The 18,217-nt window shown below is 37.9% G+C and carries 18 protein-coding genes and 1 pseudogene; 6 read left to right on the top strand and 13 right to left on the bottom strand.

Annotation, left to right across the window (positions count from 1 at the left end; translation table 11 throughout):
- Positions 1 to 1,677, bottom strand: a 1,677-nt coding sequence (locus D017_RS15360; protein WP_035335449.1) for a Calx-beta domain-containing protein, incomplete at its 3' end; no start/stop codon positions are given.
- Between the two features lie 715 nt (positions 1,678 to 2,392).
- On the bottom strand, positions 2,393 to 3,700 hold the full coding sequence (rseP, locus tag D017_RS06460) for an RIP metalloprotease RseP (protein ID WP_035338056.1): 1,308 nt from the start codon (positions 3,698 to 3,700) through the stop codon (positions 2,393 to 2,395).
- Positions 3,701 to 3,843: 143 nt separating this feature from the next.
- Between rseP and D017_RS06455 the strand changes: the two genes are divergently transcribed.
- The 4 genes from D017_RS06455 to D017_RS15170 all read left to right on the top strand — a co-directional run bounded on the left by D017_RS06455 (position 3,844) and on the right by D017_RS15170 (position 7,160).
- Positions 3,844 to 4,548: an SCO family protein gene (locus D017_RS06455; RefSeq protein WP_035335448.1), complete on the top strand. Its 705-nt coding sequence runs from the start codon at positions 3,844 to 3,846 to the stop codon at positions 4,546 to 4,548.
- A 73-nt stretch (positions 4,549 to 4,621) separates the two neighbouring features.
- Positions 4,622 to 4,852 carry a FeoA family protein gene (locus tag D017_RS06450; RefSeq protein WP_035335447.1) on the top strand — a complete coding sequence of 77 codons (231 nt, stop codon included), beginning with the start codon at positions 4,622 to 4,624 and terminating at the stop codon, positions 4,850 to 4,852.
- Positions 4,853 to 4,855: 3 nt separating this feature from the next.
- Positions 4,856 to 6,982 (top strand): ferrous iron transport protein B, encoded by a 2,127-nt coding sequence (gene feoB, locus D017_RS06445; RefSeq protein ID WP_035335445.1) that lies wholly within the window; start codon positions 4,856 to 4,858, stop codon positions 6,980 to 6,982.
- A 37-nt stretch (positions 6,983 to 7,019) separates the two neighbouring features.
- Positions 7,020 to 7,160, top strand: coding sequence for a FeoB-associated Cys-rich membrane protein (locus D017_RS15170; RefSeq protein WP_081804648.1), 141 nt, complete (start codon positions 7,020 to 7,022; stop codon positions 7,158 to 7,160).
- Here D017_RS15170 and D017_RS06440 read toward each other — a convergent pair.
- From D017_RS06440 to D017_RS06405, 8 genes and pseudogenes are all read right to left on the bottom strand, one after another.
- Positions 7,157 to 7,561, bottom strand: a complete 405-nt coding sequence (locus tag D017_RS06440; protein ID WP_035335443.1) for a hypothetical protein — start codon at positions 7,559 to 7,561, stop codon at positions 7,157 to 7,159. The two genes, D017_RS15170 and D017_RS06440, sit on opposite strands and share 4 nt — an antisense overlap.
- A gap of 93 nt (positions 7,562 to 7,654) precedes the next feature.
- Positions 7,655 to 8,683 (bottom strand): annotated as a pseudogene (locus D017_RS06435) (metal ABC transporter permease); the annotation flags it as partial.
- A gap of 129 nt (positions 8,684 to 8,812) precedes the next feature.
- Positions 8,813 to 9,712 (bottom strand): metal ABC transporter permease, encoded by a 900-nt coding sequence (locus tag D017_RS06430; protein ID WP_225969336.1) that lies wholly within the window; start codon positions 9,710 to 9,712, stop codon positions 8,813 to 8,815.
- 94 nt (positions 9,713 to 9,806) lie between these two features.
- Entirely contained in the window at positions 9,807 to 10,334 is a 528-nt protein-coding gene (locus D017_RS06425; RefSeq protein WP_035335442.1) for a four helix bundle protein, read from the bottom strand.
- Positions 10,335 to 10,380: 46 nt separating this feature from the next.
- Positions 10,381 to 11,121 (bottom strand): ATP-binding cassette domain-containing protein, encoded by a 741-nt coding sequence (locus tag D017_RS06420; RefSeq protein WP_035335441.1) that lies wholly within the window; start codon positions 11,119 to 11,121, stop codon positions 10,381 to 10,383.
- 4 nt (positions 11,122 to 11,125) lie between these two features.
- Complete coding sequence (locus tag D017_RS06415) at positions 11,126 to 12,043, bottom strand: zinc ABC transporter substrate-binding protein (protein WP_035335440.1); 918 nt, start codon at positions 12,041 to 12,043, stop codon at positions 11,126 to 11,128.
- Positions 12,044 to 12,049: 6 nt separating this feature from the next.
- On the bottom strand, positions 12,050 to 12,841 hold the full coding sequence (locus D017_RS06410; protein ID WP_035335439.1) for a transporter: 792 nt from the start codon (positions 12,839 to 12,841) through the stop codon (positions 12,050 to 12,052).
- A 21-nt stretch (positions 12,842 to 12,862) separates the two neighbouring features.
- Positions 12,863 to 13,516: a metal-dependent transcriptional regulator gene (locus tag D017_RS06405; protein WP_013750882.1), complete on the bottom strand. Its 654-nt coding sequence runs from the start codon at positions 13,514 to 13,516 to the stop codon at positions 12,863 to 12,865.
- A gap of 163 nt (positions 13,517 to 13,679) precedes the next feature.
- Here D017_RS06405 and D017_RS06400 point away from each other — a divergent pair, with 163 nt between their 5' ends.
- A complete protein-coding gene (locus tag D017_RS06400) occupies positions 13,680 to 14,165 on the top strand; it encodes a PAS domain-containing protein (RefSeq protein WP_051583821.1) in 486 nt (161 codons plus the stop codon).
- Between the two features lie 133 nt (positions 14,166 to 14,298).
- Here the strand turns inward: D017_RS06400 and D017_RS06395 are convergent, their stop codons facing one another.
- The 3 genes from D017_RS06395 to D017_RS06385 form a co-directional block, all read right to left on the bottom strand.
- The gene (locus tag D017_RS06395; RefSeq protein ID WP_035338049.1) at positions 14,299 to 14,778 is read right to left on the bottom strand and encodes a regulatory protein RecX; all 480 of its coding nucleotides are present in this window, start codon (positions 14,776 to 14,778) and stop codon (positions 14,299 to 14,301) included.
- An 86-nt stretch (positions 14,779 to 14,864) separates the two neighbouring features.
- Complete coding sequence (locus tag D017_RS06390) at positions 14,865 to 16,415, bottom strand: ribonuclease E/G (protein WP_035335437.1); 1,551 nt, start codon at positions 16,413 to 16,415, stop codon at positions 14,865 to 14,867.
- Between the two features lie 325 nt (positions 16,416 to 16,740).
- Positions 16,741 to 17,031 (bottom strand): HU family DNA-binding protein, encoded by a 291-nt coding sequence (locus tag D017_RS06385; RefSeq protein WP_013750876.1) that lies wholly within the window; start codon positions 17,029 to 17,031, stop codon positions 16,741 to 16,743.
- A gap of 128 nt (positions 17,032 to 17,159) precedes the next feature.
- Between D017_RS06385 and mutY the strand changes: the two genes are divergently transcribed.
- Complete coding sequence (mutY, locus tag D017_RS06380) at positions 17,160 to 18,215, top strand: A/G-specific adenine glycosylase (protein ID WP_035335435.1); 1,056 nt, start codon at positions 17,160 to 17,162, stop codon at positions 18,213 to 18,215.
- Positions 18,216 to 18,217: the final 2 nt, after the last annotated feature.

Here is an 18,217-nt window from a genome sequence, read left to right as displayed (position 1 = left end):
TTCTTCATCAATAGCATCGTCAGTTGTTGGTACTGTTACTGTAAAGTCAGTAACTCCAGCAGGAACTGTAATCGTACCATCACCATTTAATACAACACCATTAGTGAATTCCGCATCCGTTGGTAGCGTGTAATCCTCATCCTCAGTACTGTCATTTGAAATAACAAATGGATATACTTCAGCAACAATACTCTCAGTAACAACAACATCATGCACCAATGCAGTACCTTCCAGTTCTTCTTCTGTTGATACTGATACAACTCCAGGAGTATCATCATTAGTAATAGTCCCCACCCCAGTATTTGCTGCTGGATTGATTGTTCCGCTAGATACACTAGCTATACTAACCGAAAATTGCTCATTATTTTCAATCTTATCATCTCCATTTATAGTAACAGGAAATACTCCACTTGTCTGTCCGGCTGGTATAACCACTGTTAAGACTGTAGGAGCCACATAATCTGCATCACCGAGTGTACCTGTACCATTAGAAACCGTAAAAGTCACTGTTGTATCTACATCCGATGGAGCGCCTAATGTTACAGGGAAGTTTGCAACAACCGTTGAACCATCATCACCTTCAATTACGGTTACATCACCAACACTTACCAATATAGAATCAAAGAAATCATTTTCTTGAGAAGATTCGAAGTTAGTAATCGCAACATTGATGATATTATCATTACCCGCATCCACATCACTTAGTGACACAGTACCAGACAAATCTGTCTCTGTTATGGTAAAATTACCATTACCAGAAACTGTAAAACTATACTGACCATTTGCATCTGTCGTAGTCGTCTGAGTTGAATCACCCGTAAGATTAACAGCAACACCTGCTCTTGGAGCACCGTCTACAAAAACTTGACCACAAATAATAGGATTAGTAAGGAGTACAGACTCTTCAGGACTGTATTCCACATCTTCAAATAATAAAGAAAACTGTCTGTCTTCAAAACCTAAACCTCCATTATAACCATCCTTACTTATTGTATATTCAATAGAAGAAAACGAGTTATAATATCCTGTAAATGAATAAGAATCATCTACATTAATACCATTCACAATTCCAGACCCATTAGACTCACCTATAATTTGCGTAGGTGTCTGCGTGATGTTTATTTGAGAATTAGCTCCATTTGTATAGTAGGCATCAGGAATTTCCAACTTAACTCTCTCAACATCGCCAGCAATATTACTATCTAGGTCCAATGCCGTAAGATATACCGATACTGCCTGGCTAATATTAGTATTTGCTACTACAAAATTGAATGTAAAGACAACCTCTTGACCATTAACTCCAGGATCTCCCTCAATTACCGGCTGAAAGGCTCTATCAAAACCACCTACAGCTCCAGTTGTAGCATCAAGGTTATCTATACTACTAATAGAAGCTCCATTAATAAATGCATCTACAGAGACCAAACAGTCTATACCTGCTGATACATCATTAAATCTAAAGATATCCCCTACCTCAATAACAGCAGGTGAACCAGCCTCAGATTCTACTGTAGCGTTTGCTCCAATGAAATCTGCAGATGTTAACACAATAGGATCATCATCACACGATCTTGGAACAGATTGAGCATGAATGTTTCCACTAAGAAATAATCCTCCGAAGGTTATCAGAAGGATAACAATTACATTATTAAAATGTTTAAGAGTAAATTTTATCATATACTATAAATAGCTGAAAGCCTAAGCTTTCTGTTTTAGTTGCAATTAATGGGGTGTAACTATAAAAACCAATACAAAAATACAATGGACTTAAAAAACGAATTTCAGAACCACGCATCTTCACCGAAAATTCGACTAAAGAGACAAATAATTCGATGTTATACACAGCTTATAAACAATTAAAAACTCAAACAACACATTTCCTCCTATGTACGCAATAGATAGCGCTTAGGTTTTGGGAAAATTGAATTATTCAATTTTTATAAATCTCTGAACACCAGTGTAGATAAGGGATAATCGGCATTTGGCCGAAAAAATCTATCACTAAACAGGATACAAAAAGTTTGTTAAAATATGTTAATATTCTAGCAATCAGCGAAGTAAGCGTGGTAAATTTTGACTATACTCAACAGTTTTTCGTGCAATACTAAGCATATAATTGTGCTCAACAGAAAATGAGTTGCTATCGTATTTCAGCAAAAAGAGCGTAAAGTTTAAAATCGTGAAATTTTAAAGAAAAAAGAAGAATAACGAATTTAAGAGCTTTTCCAATCAGATAATTCAACAGAGGGCTTGGTGGTCATTAATTTTATAATCCGCCATAAAACAAGCTCTAAAAAAAGCAAGAATTAGAAGGGTATAATTTATTGCTATACATAAACGACTAGCAATAGAATAAGACTATAAATCCTATTTTCGCGAAAGCGAGATAAAATTAGCCTTTTATTAGGTTCCAAATGTCATTTCCAAAAATCACAACCATTAATCCCATCACAATGACAAAACCAATAATCTGACCTCTTTCTAAAGTTTTTTCTGAAGGAGCTTTTCCAGAAATCATCTCATATAATAAAAACATCACATGTCCTCCATCAAGTGCTGGAATAGGAAGAATGTTTACAAAGCCAAGCCAAACAGAAAACATGGCAGTGAATCCCCAGAATTTATACCAATCCCATTGTGGTGCCATCATCTCTACAATACCTATAGGACCCTTTACTTTTTTATAACCCTGTACTTTTCTATTAAAGATTAATTTAAACTGGCGCACTTGTTTTGTGAGTACATCCCAAGTTTTTGTAAGACCAGCAGGAATTGCCGCACCTATACTATACTCATCTTTTACTAACAACTCCTCAACATTTGCACCTACCCCAAAGGAACGACCTTGATCTACAGGAAATAGTTTCTCTATACGTTGTCCGTCTCTATCAAGCGTCATAACAACATCACCTCCTTTTGCTTGATCAAAAAGAGATTGGAATTCTGTCCATTCATTAACAGGACTTCCATTAATAGCAACAATTTTATCTCCTACAAGAACGTCATTATTGTAAGCTATTGAGTCTTTGGCTACAAGACCTATTGTATTACTAAAACGCGGTCTTATGAAACGCTCCTCAGCATCAAGTACAGATTTTTTTGCTTCGTCTGGGATAGCAAATGTAAGTTCATTACCGCCACGAAGTACTGTTACATTATCTCCTAATAATATATCAATCTGAACATCGTCAAAACGAGTTACCGTTTTATCATCTATTTTTATTACTTGGTCACCATTACGCAATCCTATCTCTTCTCCTACTTCTCCTACGGCAATACCATACTTAAGACGGTCTGCAGGCACATACTCGTCTCCATAATAAACAAGCATTGCACTATAAATAAACCATGCAAGAAGCACATTTACCGTCACACCACCTATCATCACAATAAGACGTTGCCATGCCGGTTTTGATCTAAACTCCCAAGGTTCTGGATCTTTTGCCATTTGCTCCTTGTCCATACTCTCATCAATCATCCCGGCAATCTTCACATAACCTCCAAGTGGAAGCCATCCTATTCCATAAACGGTGTCACCTATCTTTTTCTTGAACAACGCAAACTTCACATCAAAGAAAAGAAAGAATTTTTCTACTTTAATTCCAAAGTAACGAGCTGGTGCAAAGTGACCAAATTCATGTAAAATTACAAGGATAGAAATAGCAAGTGTAAACTGGGCAATCTGTATAAAAGTCTCCATAGAAGGATATAAGTCAAATTTTAAACGCACAAAAATAGGCTTTTAGATGCGCATACTAAAGTTATATGAGCGTAGGATAGCATTTTTCAAGCCATACTTTATATAACTGCCACTTGGATTGTAACTTTGTAAAAAAATGCACTATGGCACATCACCTCGCTCGCTATAAAACACTATTTATCACCCTTGGTATTCTTTCTGTCATTATTATGACCTTAATATATAGCCAACTCAAAGTGACTCCTACTTTACCGGTCTACCAACCAGATATGGTAGATAAAGAACTTGTAGACAGCACCATGCAGTATGTTAAGAAGTATCATACCATTGCAGATTTTTCACTCACTAATCAGAATGGAAAGACCATCACCCAGAAGGATTATGAAAACCATATCTACGTAGCAGATTTTTTCTTTACCACCTGCCAGACTATTTGCCCTATTATGACAGAGCACATGGTTCAAATTCAAAAGAAGTTAGAAGGTGACACACTTGTAAAACTACTTTCTCACTCAGTAATCCCTACTTATGATACACCAGATGTTCTGAAGGCGTATGCCCTAAAAAAAGGAGTAGATGACTCACGATGGAACCTAGTAACTGGTTCTCAAGAAGAAATTTTCACGCTTGCGCGAAAAAGTTATTTGGCAGTAAAAGATATCCCAGGAACAGAAGATGACCTTGACATGGTTCACACTGAGAACTTTATGCTTATAGACAAAAAACGTCAAATACGTGGTTATTATGACGGTACAGATCCAGAAGCAATAGATCAATTACTTGAGGATATTGAGATTTTAAAGGCATCTTATGAGCCAAGGAAAGCTTGGTACCAAAAGATTTTTTAGAATGGATTGTGTACGCTTTCGCGAAAGCGTAAAATGCATTACTTTTGTTATCTAAATTCAATCTAAATAAACATTGAAGAAAACAGTCGCACATTTACTTAAAGGAGAACGAGCTATTATCACAGACGTGATGACAGACGAGGTACCTCTTAAATTACTTGAGATGGGCTGCCTTCCAGGTAACGAAGTGCGATTGATACAACTCGCACCATTTTCTGACCCACTATACATAGACGTAAATGGAAGTCACCTAGCGATACGCCGAGAAACGGCACTTCATATAATCATAGAAACGCCATCCTAAATTATGGCCAAACAGATTAACGTTGCCCTCATAGGAAACCCAAACACGGGAAAGACTTCTGTCTTTAACCACCTCACTGGTCTTAACCAACAAGTAGGGAATTACCCTGGGATTACTGTAGAAAAAAAAGAAGGCATCTGTAAACTAGATCGTGGTGTAAAAGCACACATATTAGATCTTCCGGGTACGTATAGCCTTAACGCTTCATCTCTTGATGAAAATGTGGTGATAGAGTTACTTCTTAATAAGAATGACAAAGACTACCAAGATGTCGCGGTAGTAATATCTGATGTAGAAAATCTTAAACGCAACCTACTACTCTTTACACAAATTAAAGATCTTGGCATCCCTACTATTCTTGCCATTAACATGGCAGACCGTATGGAGCGCAAGGCAATCTCTCTTGACATTCCCAAGATGGAAGAGCGCCTTAAAACGAGAATTGCACTTATAAGCAGCCGTAAAAACACGGGAATAGACAAACTTAAGGAGCTCATTACAGAATATAGATCCATAAATACAGAACCTTGTATTAATGCTTCTATAATTGCTCCAGAATATTTTGACAGATTACGTAAAGCATTCCCAAAGCAAGATTTATACAAATTATGGCTTGTAATCACCCAAGACGTAAACTTTGGAAAACTGGAGCGCAACGAGATGAAAACCATCTCCTCTTTCAAAACTGAGTCAGAGAGTAATCTTAAAAGACTACAGCAAAAAGAAACCATTGTTCGCTACAAATACATCAATGAAGTTTTAAGAGAAACTCAAACAATAGATGTAGCAAATGCAAAAGATTTAAGAGCTCGCTTAGATCGCTTACTTACGCATAAGGTATGGGGCTATGTGATTTTCTTTGCGATATTACTACTCATTTTTCAAGTAATTTATGACTGGTCACAGTATCCTATGGATGCTATAGACACCGCATTTGCCAGTATGAGTGAGTGGGTACAAACCACCCTTCCAGAAGGTAAACTTACAGACCTTCTAGCAGAAGGTATTATTGCTGGACTAGGAGGTATTGTTATATTCATACCTCAAATTGCCTTTTTATTCCTCTTTATCTCTGTACTAGAAGAGAGTGGTTATATGAGTCGCGTGGTTTTCTTAATGGATAGAGTGATGCGCCGTTTTGGACTGAGTGGTAAATCTGTAGTTCCTCTTATTTCTGGAACTGCATGTGCCATCCCTGCGGTTATGGCAACACGTAACATTGAGAGCTGGAAAGAACGATTAATCACCATATTAGTTACTCCATTTACTACCTGTTCGGCGAGATTGCCTGTGTATTTGATCATTATTTCGCTAGTGATTCCCGATGAGAAGTTTCTGTTTTTTAATCTACAGGCGCTTACCTTGATGCTCATGTATCTGATAGGCTTCGGAGCCGCGATAGGTTCTGCATGGATTCTCAATAAAATTCTTAAGATAAAAAGCAAGTCTTTCTTTGTAGTAGAAATGCCTAACTATAAAATGCCGCTGCTTAAAAACGTAGGAATCAATGTACTTGAAAAAACAAAATCCTTTGTAGTAGACGCTGGTAAGATTATCCTTGCTATTAGCATTGTATTATGGGTACTAGCTTCCTTTGGGCCTAATGAAAAGTTTAATCAGGCAGACGATATTGTGACCACACAACTAGAAGCAGATGGAGGCATAAACGCATTTCCAGATGCGGAGGCTTATCAAGCAGAAATAAACAAGCTAGTTGCGAGCCAGAAACTGGAACATAGTTATATAGGGTATATGGGTAAAGCGATAGAACCTATTGTTGAGCCTCTTGGTTATGATTGGAAAATAGGGATTGCTCTTATTACTTCCTTTGCTGCAAGAGAGGTTTTTGTGGGAACACTAGCAACCATCTATAGCGTAGGTGATGCAGAGGAGGAAACCATTAGAAACCGGATGGCTGGAGAGATAAACCCAGTGCTAGGTACACCAAGATTTAATTTTGCAAGCGGAATATCATTGTTATTATTTTATGCTTTTGCTATGCAGTGTATGAGTACCCTTGCCATTGTAAAAAGAGAAACAAACAGCTGGAAGTGGCCTGCTATACAACTCGTAGCAATGACCGCTATTGCATATATAGCTGCGCTAACAGCATTCCAGATTTTAAAATAATTTGTAAGCTAGACACTTATTTAACTACTAATAACGCATGGAGCTAATACAAAATGTTATCGTCATTCTTATTTTTCTAGTAGCACTAGGCTATCTCATTACAAAATTTGTGTGGACACCAGCTTTCTTAAAGAAGAAAAATGATAGCGGCTGTGGTACTGGTAGCTGTGGATGTTAATTGCTAACTTCTACTTGCAAGTAATAATCACTTGCTTTAATTTTTGATAGTGAGGATGGATAAGGGGCTAATCCTTTAATTAATACTTTTAGGTCATCTTGTAAATAAATAGGCGCTACTGGCCCACCACCTAAGGTAATTTCTTTAGTTACTTTTTTACCGCTTTCACTTATTATTTCCACAGCAACCTTGGCATTTCCTGCCCAAATACAATCTACTCCTTTTGGGCACCTACTATCTTCTAACACCTTTACTAGCCTTACAGTAGCTCCCTCAATGTATGTAGATTCTCCCTGAAAAGCTTTTGCATAGATCCTAGGAACTTCTACGGTTGTCGAGTCTTGCGCTTTCGCGAAAGCGGAAAAAAGAAATAGAATCGCAACGAGGTAATAGATTTTCATAATGTTAGGTTTTATACAAGTCGAGCTAGATAGATAGTTATACACACTCACTATTTACATCTAAATACTCCAAAAGCAATGCCATGTTGCAAATTACCCTCTAAATAAGAAAAAATCATCCTTCATATGCTCGATATGCTCATCCTTATTTGTGATGATATATTCTAGCGCAAGATCTGTAAACTCTTTACCCTTTGGTGTGAGGGCAACAATCTCCTTATTAATTTTGATAAGATTATTTTTTTCAGCGAGTTCAAGTACCGTTTCAGATCTCACTTTTTGCCAATTTATATGCTCATTGAGATGCTTTACGTGTCTCTCACTTTCTTCCTCATGATTATTAAGATGTAGTAAAAAGGTAAGTAACGACACTTCTGTGCGCTGCTGTCGCTGCCTATACATCACCGCGATGAGTCCTTTACTAGGTGCAAAAAGATAAACGGTAAGGAATACTAGTCCTAGCACTGTAGTCATAGAACCGGCGATAGATGCATCTAGAACATGAGCCACCCAATATCCACCAATTGCTGAAAACACTCCAAATATCACCGAAAGCACTAACATCTTTTTTAAGTCTGATGTAAGTAAATAAGCCGTTGCTGCGGGCGCAATCATAAGCGCAACAACAAGTACTGCTCCTACCGCTTCAAAAGCACCAACAACCGTTACTGAAGAAATAGTCATTAATCCATAATGTAAAACCACTGGCGAAAAACCAAGCGCTGCAGAAAGCCCAGCATCAAAGGTACTCACCTTAAGTTCTTTAAAAAACGCAAAGAGCATACCTACAGTGATACTTAAAATTGCTCCCATCACCCACAGTGATTTAGGCCCTACATCTGTTCCTCCTATAATAAGCCTATCAAAAGGCGCAAATGCTAGTTCGCCTAGCAATACCGCATCTACATCAAGGTGTACATCGTTTGCATTTTTGGCAATGAGAATAACGCCTATACTAAAGAGCGCTGGAAAAACTAATCCTATAGCGGTGTCCTCTTTTACTAATCCAGTTTTCTGAATAGACTCTACCATCACAACAGTGATAACACCAGTCACAGCTGCTAGTAATATTAATAGTGGCGGGTTTGGGTTTTTCGTTATTAAAAAGGCCATTTCCATTCCTTGTTATTTTGGGTTGCTTATTGGGTTCCTTTTTAGGGGCCTTTTTCGTTGTTCTTAAAAGGCTTCTTGGGTTGGCCCAGGCATTGGTTCTTCTTGGGGCATTCATTTTTTTTTTTATTTGTGCATCCATTAGTTATTGTTATATAAGTTTGCGGCTGCATCGTATCCCTTTTCAGTAAGTGACCAGTTTTGCCCTTTAACTTTTACCCATTCCTTTTCTTCTAGCTCCTTCAATGTAGATTTTGCATATCCTTGAAAATTGTTTAGGATTAATATTGCGTGAGGGTGGGAGATGTCTTCATGTGTTTTTGCAATATCAAACATAAACTGCAATGTCTTTTGTAATTCCAAATCTCTTCTGTTTTGATATTTACGTAGTTGTTTAAAAAGAATACCACGTCCAGGAGAAAAGATGAATGAAAAAAGCACAAATACACTAGCTACAAGCACAATCACTGGTCCTGTAGACAAGTTGTTTTGGCTAGCACTAATTGCCGTTCCAAAGACTCCTGAGAACGCACCAAATATAGCCGCGAGTACAATCATCACACTCAGCTTATTTGTCCACTGCCTTGCCGCTGCTGCAGGTGCGAGCAGCATCGCACTCATTAATACAACTCCTCTTTTTTTTGTTCTTGGCCCATTGGCAGGCCGGTTAAAAAGGTTATTGGTTTTTTCATTAAACGGGTTTTTAACCCTTAAGTTTTTGTTTTGTTTTGCTTCAAAAGTTAGGTTTTTAATTTCTTTCCGGATTGTTACCTTTTTAATTAACCGGTTTCTTTTACTTCTTGCCTTCATTTTTCCTTCTTTTTGGTTTGGGTTTGGGGTTTGCCCAAAAGGTTTTTTTTCAGGCCCGGTTTGTTTTGCTTTTGTTTTTTTTTTTTTAACGTTAGGCACCACCTTTCCAAACCCAAAAATTACGGTTATTCCAGGCCTTGTTGTTTTTTCCTTTTTAGGTTGGTTTTTGTTACCCTTCCCCGTTTTCCGGAAGTTTCTTTTAGTTCGGTTTCTTAAGGTTCTTGGCGGCATTCCTTTTTTTTCTTTTTTCCTTTTGCCCAAAAAGGCATTGGCATTCCCGGGCGGGGCGGCTTGGGTTTTGGCTTCCCCAGGCAACTTTTGTTTTTTAGGCCTTGCAAGGTTCCCAGGCTTCCCCCAATTGGCCCCAGTTTTGGCGTTCCCCGGGTTGTTGTTCTTGGGGTTTTGTTCGGGGAGGGTTTGGGGGAATTTTTTTGGGGTTTCCTTGGTTTTTTGGCGTTTGTTTTGCGTTGGTTGGCGTTTGTTTTTTTTTTTTTTTTTTTAGTTGGGTTTGCATTGAGTTTTTCTTTTTTGCCACTTTTGTTATTTTCTTTTTTGTTTTTAATTCTTCTTTTGTTGTTTTAAGTTTTTTTGGCTTGGTTTTTTTTGGGCCCCTTCCCCTTTTTTTTCCGGGTTCCCAGGCCTTTTTTGGTTTTGGTTTAACTTGGGCTTTTTTTTCCCCGGCCCCTTTTGCATTTTTTAAGGGGCCGGAAGCAGCAGCACGTTTATATTGTGAAATTAAACCATACAACTCATCCTTTGGAAACTTTCTAGTGACACTGTAAACATCATCTACAAAATTTAAGGCCTTTTGGTATACTATTAATTCTTCGAACTTAAACTTAGGATTTTCCATATGCCCTTTTTTCTACCGACTATCGACTAAAAACTATTGTCTAGATTTATTGATTTACCGCCACCTTGTAATTAATACCATAAGTCTTGGTAAGATTGCCATCATTAAAGATGTCTTTTACGGGTCCTGTTGCGATTTTTTTTCCTTTTAAAAAGTTCCCCCGTTCAAATTTTTTTGTTCCGTTTTTTAATTGTTGTTGCCTTCCCCTTCCGTTTTTTCTTGTTTTCGTTATTTTTTTAGGAATATTAATAATAGCAATCTCCGTGGTTGCATCTACTCCTTGAAAAGGCTCATCCTTAAATTGGTTGGTTGCTTTTTGCCTTGTTGTTTTGGCAGGGAAACCCGGTTGTTTTTGCCTTCTTGTTGTTTGGTTTTTTTTTTTCCTTTTAAAGGGAGGCTTCCCACTTTTTTTTGTTGCTTTTGTTGTTGTTTTTTTTTCTTTCTTTCCGGGCGTTTTTTTCCGGCTTACTTTTCGTTGGTTTCCCTTGTTTCCCCGTTCAGTTGCGTTGTTGGGAAATTCCCATTTTCCCTTTCCTTTTTGGGGACCTTTTGTTCCGAGTTTTCGCTGCTTATCATAGGGTTTTCCATAGATAGAAACGCTCCCAGCAATAGGATCTATAATACCGAGTATAGATTTTATAAGCGTAGACTTACCTGCACCATTAGGCCCCACAATAGCCATGAGCACTCCTTCTGGCACTTCCAGATCTATATCCCAAAGTACCGGCTTGTAGTTATATGCAACCGTAAGATCATCAACACGAATGGCTATTTTTGAATGTGACATATTGTTATTTTAAAGCTTCTACAATTGTAGTCACGTTATATTTGAACATGCCTATGTATGTTCCCTCTACGCTTCCTGCATTACCTAACGCATCACTATATAATGAACCGCCGATCACTACTTCTTGTCCTCTAGATTGCACCGCTGCTTGCAATGCCTCTATCGTTCTTCTAGGTACGGAGCTCTCTACAAAAATAGCTTTCACTTTATTGTCAATTATAAATTGAGAAAGACGCTGTACATCCTTAACTCCTGCTTCGGTAGCGGTAGATAGTCCTTGCAATCCTACTACTTCAAAACCATAACTCTTCCCAAAATAGTTAAAGGCATCGTGAGCCGTAACAAGAATCCTTTTTTCAGCTGGGAGTGTAGCTATTCTAGCTTTGATTTCAGCTTCGAGCTCATCTAATTGTGCAAGATAGTTTTGGGCATTTGCTTCGTAGCTTTTTGCATTCTGAGGATCTTTTTGCGAAAGCGTACTTACCACCTCTGCCGCAAATTGCTTAAAATACTGAATATTAAACCACACATGCGGATCATAGTTAGATGCAAAATAATCTGAACCTATGAGGGTATTTTTATCAAGCGACTCTCCTAGAGGAATTTGCGTCACTTGAGTGGCATTCATCTTTTCAAAGACTTCTACAAGCTTACCCTCTAGATGTAGCCCATTATAGAAAATCACATCTGCTCCAGCGAGCTTTGTAACGTCACCAGCACTTGCTTTATACAAGTGAGGGTCTACACCGGCGCCCATCAACCCTTCTAGATTAACGAGATCACCTCCTATATTTTTTACAAGATCTGTAATCATTGAGGTGGTAGCAACTAAATTTAATTTGCCATTACTTTCTTTCTCACCCTTGCAACTTATAACGCTTAAAGCGAAAATTACAATTACTATATATAGACTCTGTTTCATTATTTCTTATTTTTTATCTATTCTAAAACTAACTCCCGCACTGATCAATAAATCTTGTCCATCTGTAATACTCTGACCGATTGTTGCATCGAGTTGCACCAATGGTGCAATGGCATATGTAAGACCAGCATCCCAAAAATGGTTTGCGCTATTATCTTCTGGAAAATCTCCATAGACTTCAGCATAAACGCCTAACTTATCTGTTATCGCATAGCCATATGCAAACGTATAAATGTATGCTAGCTCTGGGGAGTCACCTCCATACTGACCCCCTAAATTGTAGGCAATACCTGATCGTTCACCAAGTGTATGATTAAACGCAAAGCGAAAATCTGCACTAGTAAATTCTGGCTTAAAGTCTGTACTTGCGGTAAATGGAAGAAATAAATGACCTATTAAACCTATTTCTGGTTTCCATCCATCTTCTTTTGCAATCGCCACTTTTGCACCAAAAAGTAACGGAGACATCCCGTTAAGGCTACTTACTTCTTGATCATTGATTATTGTCTCCACCTCTTGATATGCCCATCCCACTCTAAGCTCGAGATTATCTAGTATCCCATAACGCAGCAGCGTAGTATTGTAACCCCATACGCGTTCTTCTACATTGTTCTGTTCATACGTGGTTGTGTAAGCTCCCGTCTCTACCTGCAGGCTTCCTTTGGGAACGACCGTAGGAGCCTCTGTTGCGTCGGGGCGATCGGTCACAAGACCTACTTGAGCTTCAGTTTCTTGTGCAACTAGTTGATTGCCTAGCGAAAAAAGTAATACTGTTGTAAGCGTAAAAATTTGTTTCAAGGTTATTGATTTTGGTAATTATTAAATCTGGATATATAGGTTATCTGCTATCTTTTTAGAGATAAAAAACTGTTCTTTTTTTACTTGTATCACCATCGAGCCGTCAAAAAACTCTCGCCCTAGTACTTTTATAGTTGCCCCTATTGCGATGTTTCTTTTATCCAAAAATTGAAGAAACTCTGCTGATGTTTCTCGTACTCCCACGAGCTGCCCAGTGTTGCCCTTATTTAATTCTGACAGCAACTTTTTTATAGCACTCTTTATATTTCCGTTTTTATCTGGAATAGGATCTCCATGCGGATCGTAGTCTGGATAGTCAAGAAATTTGTCTAAGCGATTAATAAGCTCCGTAGAGTTTACATGTTCTAATTGCTCTGCAATATGGTGCACCTCGTCCCACTGGAAATTGAGTTTTTCCACCAGAAAAACTTCCCAAAGCCTGTGTTTACGCACAATATAAATCGCTGCTTTTTCGCCCTCTTTGGATAAGCGGGCACCTCTATATTTTCGGTAAGAAACCAAGCCTTTATCTGCGAGTTTTTGCACCATATCTGTTGCACTAGACGCCTTAGTTTGCATCGTTTCTGCAAGTGCGTTTGTGCTTACCTCCTTGTTAAATTCTTGTTCAAGGTGGAAGATTGTTTTAAGATAATTTTCTTCTGCGAGTGTGTACATATATTAATCAAAGGTAATAAACAGAAGTAGAGTAGTAAAAAAATATATTTAGTCTAATCTAAAATTAAACACTAAATTAATGTCTCTTAAACGTTTGTGTTAATTAATATATCAAATAATTGTACTGAACATGACTTTCCTATATTTATCAAAATTTTATAAGATGCAACGAGTAAAAGTCACCGCTCCCCTACAATCGTGGGATATTTTTTCAGAATACTTAGTCGCCAGGGCTACTAAAGCTGCTAGAGAACTTGATTATTCTAAGGTGGCAGATTTCATCTCAAAGTACAATTGGGATTTTGACACTTCATTACTAGCAACAGAAGATTTTACCACAATTGTAGTAACAGATCGTGATCAAGTTATCCAATGGGTGAATGGTGGTTTTACGGAAATGACTGGCTACCCAAGAAATCATGCTGTAGGTAAACACCCTCGTTTCTTACAAGGACCAGAAACCTCAAAAGAAACCAAGAAAGTTATAAGTAACACACTACGTCTTGAGAAACCTGTAGTCAAGCAGCTACTTAATTATAAAAAAGACGGCACGCCATATCTCTGTGATATAAAAATCATACCTCTATTTAATAAGGATCAAGAACTCACACACTTTATGGCTCTTGAAAAAAAGGCACGTGTGGCTTAACATTTACTTATCTCCCTCTTTGCACTAGTAGATAATAAGAGGATATCTAAGACATTTATTTAAACTTGACCCACATGTTTTACTTGTGGGGTTTTAGTTTTTGTTACAAACTACGCAAACTAAGCTATCGGTTCTAAGGCACCAGCTCCTTTACCTTTTCATACACAAGATCACCTTCCCAACCTCTGTAGGTGAGGTAGTCTGCTAGTTTTTTACGCTTGCGGTATTTATCGGTTTCTGAGGAGAGTTGCTCATAACGCTTGCGCGAAAGCGTATTAAAAACCCTATCATACTCCTCGTCTTCTATCTCAATAAGGGCTGTTTTAAGATTATAAGCCCCTATGCCGCGTTGTTTGAGTTCGCGGGTGATTCTTACCCTTCCCCAACTTTTGTGTCGAAATTTACCCCTCGCAAAGGCTTTTGCAAAACGCTCTTCGTTTAAAAAATTATGCTCTAGCAAATGACCTATCACCACATCAATTGCATCTGGTATCATACGCATGTCTCGTAATTTTTGAGCCACTTCTTTATGGCAACGATCTTGGTAAGCGCAGTAGGCTTCTAGCTTACGCTTTGCTTCTTCAACAGTATATGTTTTTACAGGTTGTTGCACTAAGCAAAAGTACTTGTTTGCAAGGATACCTTTTTTAGAATAGGGCACAAAAAAAACCCCATTCTCAAAAGAGAATGGGGTTTTTGCTAATTTTCAATCTTAATATCCTTACCAGAAGCGTCTGTAAAGTTATACTCAAGATACGTATATGCATCTCGTGGCATTACTTTTACCCACTTCTTGTGATCTAAAAACCATTTAGATCGTATGGACGGGAAGCCTTTTGTTAAGTAGGCTGCTACAAATGGGTGTGCATGTAGCGTCACCTTCTTTGTTCCAGATTTTAATATGCGGTTGAGCTGTCCTTGAAGTTTCTCTACAATTACAATAGGAGCTTCTATCTCATTAGTACCACCGTTAGGATTTTCTTCACGGGTCTTAATGTTCATTTCTGGACGTACTCGCTGCCTAGTGATCTGGATAAGTCCAAATTTACTAGGAGGTAAGATTTTGTGTTTTGCGCGGTCATCTTTCATCTCATCTTTGAGGTGATTAAATAACTGACGGCGGTGTTCAGCTTTACCCATGTCGATAAAATCGACTACGATAATTCCTCCCATATCACGGAGGCTAAGCTGACGTGCAATTTCTGAAGCGGCGATCATGTTTACCTCAAGTGCTGTGTCTTCTTGACTTTTGGCTTTATTTGATCTATTACCACTGTTTACGTCTACAACGTGCAAGGCTTCTGTATGCTCAATTACAAGATAAGCACCACGGCTCATTGATACTGTCTGACCAAAAGACGTTTTAATCTGTCTCTCGATACCAAATTTCTCAAAAATAGGCACTTGGCTATTATATAATTTTACAATATTCTCCTTGTGTGGAGCAATCTCGCTTAGGTAATCTTTAATTTGATAATACAACGTCTCATCATCTACAGTGATGCTCGTAAAGCTATCGTTAAAAATATCCCGCAGGATAGACGATGCACGATTCATCTCTCCTAGAACTTTGCTAGGATGGTGAGCGCTTGGAATTTTTTTGCTCATAGTGGTCCATTTGTCCACTAGATTTTGCAGGTCTTTGTCTAGTTCTGCAACTTTTACGCCTTGAGCTACTGTACGTACGATAACGCCAAACCCTTTAGGCCTGATACTTGTAACAAGTCTTTTAAGACGTGCTTTTTCTTCTTTGCTCTCAATCTTTTGTGAGATAGAGATACGGTCAGAAAAAGGAACGAGAACAATATAACGACCAGCTATAGACAGCTCGCTACTTATGCGAGGTCCTTTGGTCGAGATAGGCTCTTTTGCAATCTGTACAAGTACACTTTGTTTAGACTTAAGAACTTCGGCAATCTTACCGTTTTTGTCTATGTCTTTCTCAAAGGTGAAATTTTGTAAGGAATAGTCTTTTAATTTACCTGTAGTTACACTTTTTATGTATTTCTGAAGCGTAGGAAGTTTAGGACCAAGGTCGTGGTAATGCAAAAATGCATCTTTCTCATAGCCTACATTTACAAATGCGGCGTTGAGACCAGAAACGGTCTTTCTTACGTTTGCGATATAAATATCACCTACGTTAAACTTATTTTTATCTTCTTCTTTGTGAAGCTCAATAAGTTTTCCATCTTTTAATAAGGCAAAATCAACTACGGCGGAACTAGATCTTATGATCAATTCTTTATTCACTGTGTAGTAATTTTATCCCAATAACTATCGGGATGGTTGATAATTCTAATTCATTACAGATTAATGCGTATGCCATACGCATACGTTGTGTAATAAATGCCGGTGCAATAATGACGTACCTAAGGTGTAGGTAGTGCTGTTATTGCCATGTCAATGAACGCAGTATTTCACCCGATGGGTGTAATAAAAGAAAAAGTAGTCTTAAGACTACTTTTTCTTCTTGTGGCGATTTGCTCTACGTCTTTTCTTACGTTTGTGAGTCGCTACCTTGTGTCTTTTTCTTTTTTTACCGCTTGGCATAAAAATGATAGTTTTTAATTACTTATTAGTCTACACTAACGTTCGTTTTTACACCTTCTACAAAAACTTTAGCAGGCTTGAACGCTGGAATATTATGTGCTGGTATTTTGATAGTCGTATTCTTTGAAATATTTCTACCTGTTTTTTCCGCTCTGGTTTTGATAATAAAGCTACCGAATCCTCTTAAGTACACGTTATCTCCACCTTCTAAAGAAGTTTTTACTTCTTCCATGAAAGATTCGATAGTTGCTTGCACGTCATTTTTTTCGATACCTAGTTTCTCAGAAACTTTAGCTACGATATCAGCTTTAGTCATAATGTCAAATATTTAGGGGTTAAAAATTCAAGACTGCAAATATAGGGATTAAAATAACAAAGAATCAAACATAATCTTTTAAAAAATAGATACATAACATCTAGCTTTGTGTAAAACCCTATTTTAAATTGTCATTTTCTAACAAACTCATTGCTTGGTACTTAGAACACAAACGTGATATGCCATGGCGCAACACTAAGGATCCTTATAAGATTTGGCTCTCAGAAATTATTCTTCAACAGACGCGAGTAGCGCAAGGATTGCCCTATTATTTGGCTTTTACAAAGTCATTTCCTACAGTACAAGATCTTGCAAATGCGACAGAAGAGGAAGTACTTAAACTTTGGCAAGGATTAGGCTATTATTCCCGCGGCAGAAACCTTCACGCATCTGCCCAAATTATTGTAAATGAATATGACGGCGTCTTTCCAGACACCTATGAAGAAATTAAAAAATTAAAAGGAGTAGGTGATTATACCGCTAGTGCCATCGCAAGCATAAGTTTTAATGAGCCTACAGCCGTAGTAGATGGTAATGTATATAGAGTACTATCTAGAGTATACGGCATAGACACTCCTATAAATAGCACTCCTGGCATTAAAGAGTTTAAAGCACTTGCTCAAGAGCTCATAGATGTAAAACGCCCAGCAGATTTTAACCAAGCTATTATGGAGTTTGGCGCTATACAATGCAAACCTCAAAATCCATACTGCCTGCATTGTATATATAATGACAAGTGCGTAGCATTACAAAAGAACAAAGTTTCTGAACTCCCTGTAAAGCTCAAAAAGACTAAGGTGCGTAATCGCTACCTCAACTATCTTGTCTTTAGAGATAAGGATGAGAAAACCGTATTACAACAACGCACTGGTAAAGGAATCTGGCAAGGACTCTATGAATTTCCAGTAATTGAACTTGACGCCGCGCTTACTGATGGTGAAGAATCCCGCTTTCGCGAAAGCGTTACAACCTCAAAGCAAGCTAATGATATGGACATTGCAGCAATTACAAGATTTAATGAGAAACCGATTATCCATAAATTATCTCACCAGCACCTACACACAACCTTCTGGGTAGTTGATGTAGCAACCACTGAAAGAAAAGGGATTCCTATCTCAACTATAAAAGATTATCCTGTACCCATATTAATAGGTAGATTCTTAGAAGAGTTTCTATCTAAGTAGCA

The sequence above is a fragment of the Dokdonia sp. PRO95 genome, assembly GCF_000355805.1.
Taxonomy (GTDB): Bacteria; Bacteroidota; Bacteroidia; order Flavobacteriales; family Flavobacteriaceae; genus Dokdonia.
The sequence above is the reverse complement of the archived record's forward strand: the minus strand, read 5'-3'. Positions and strand labels throughout refer to the sequence as shown.

Coding starts and splice junctions, on each gene's coding strand:
- rseP (WP_035338056.1), bottom strand. CDS start 3,700: ATGGAGACTTTTATACAGATTGCCCAGTTTACACTTGCTATTTCTATC.
- D017_RS06455 (WP_035335448.1), top strand. CDS start 3,844: ATGGCACATCACCTCGCTCGCTATAAAACACTATTTATCACCCTTGGT.
- feoB (WP_035335445.1), top strand. CDS start 4,856: ATGGCCAAACAGATTAACGTTGCCCTCATAGGAAACCCAAACACGGGA.
- D017_RS15170 (WP_081804648.1), top strand. CDS start 7,020: ATGGAGCTAATACAAAATGTTATCGTCATTCTTATTTTTCTAGTAGCA.
- D017_RS06440 (WP_035335443.1), bottom strand. CDS start 7,561: ATGAAAATCTATTACCTCGTTGCGATTCTATTTCTTTTTTCCGCTTTC.
- D017_RS06430 (WP_225969336.1), bottom strand. CDS start 9,712: ATGCCGCCAAGAACCTTAAGAAACCGAACTAAAAGAAACTTCCGGAAA.
- D017_RS06425 (WP_035335442.1), bottom strand. CDS start 10,334: ATGGAAAATCCTAAGTTTAAGTTCGAAGAATTAATAGTATACCAAAAG.
- D017_RS06420 (WP_035335441.1), bottom strand. CDS start 11,121: ATGTCACATTCAAAAATAGCCATTCGTGTTGATGATCTTACGGTTGCA.
- D017_RS06415 (WP_035335440.1), bottom strand. CDS start 12,043: ATGAAACAGAGTCTATATATAGTAATTGTAATTTTCGCTTTAAGCGTT.
- D017_RS06405 (WP_013750882.1), bottom strand. CDS start 13,516: ATGTACACACTCGCAGAAGAAAATTATCTTAAAACAATCTTCCACCTT.
- D017_RS06400 (WP_051583821.1), top strand. CDS start 13,680: ATGCAACGAGTAAAAGTCACCGCTCCCCTACAATCGTGGGATATTTTT.
- D017_RS06385 (WP_013750876.1), bottom strand. CDS start 17,031: ATGACTAAAGCTGATATCGTAGCTAAAGTTTCTGAGAAACTAGGTATC.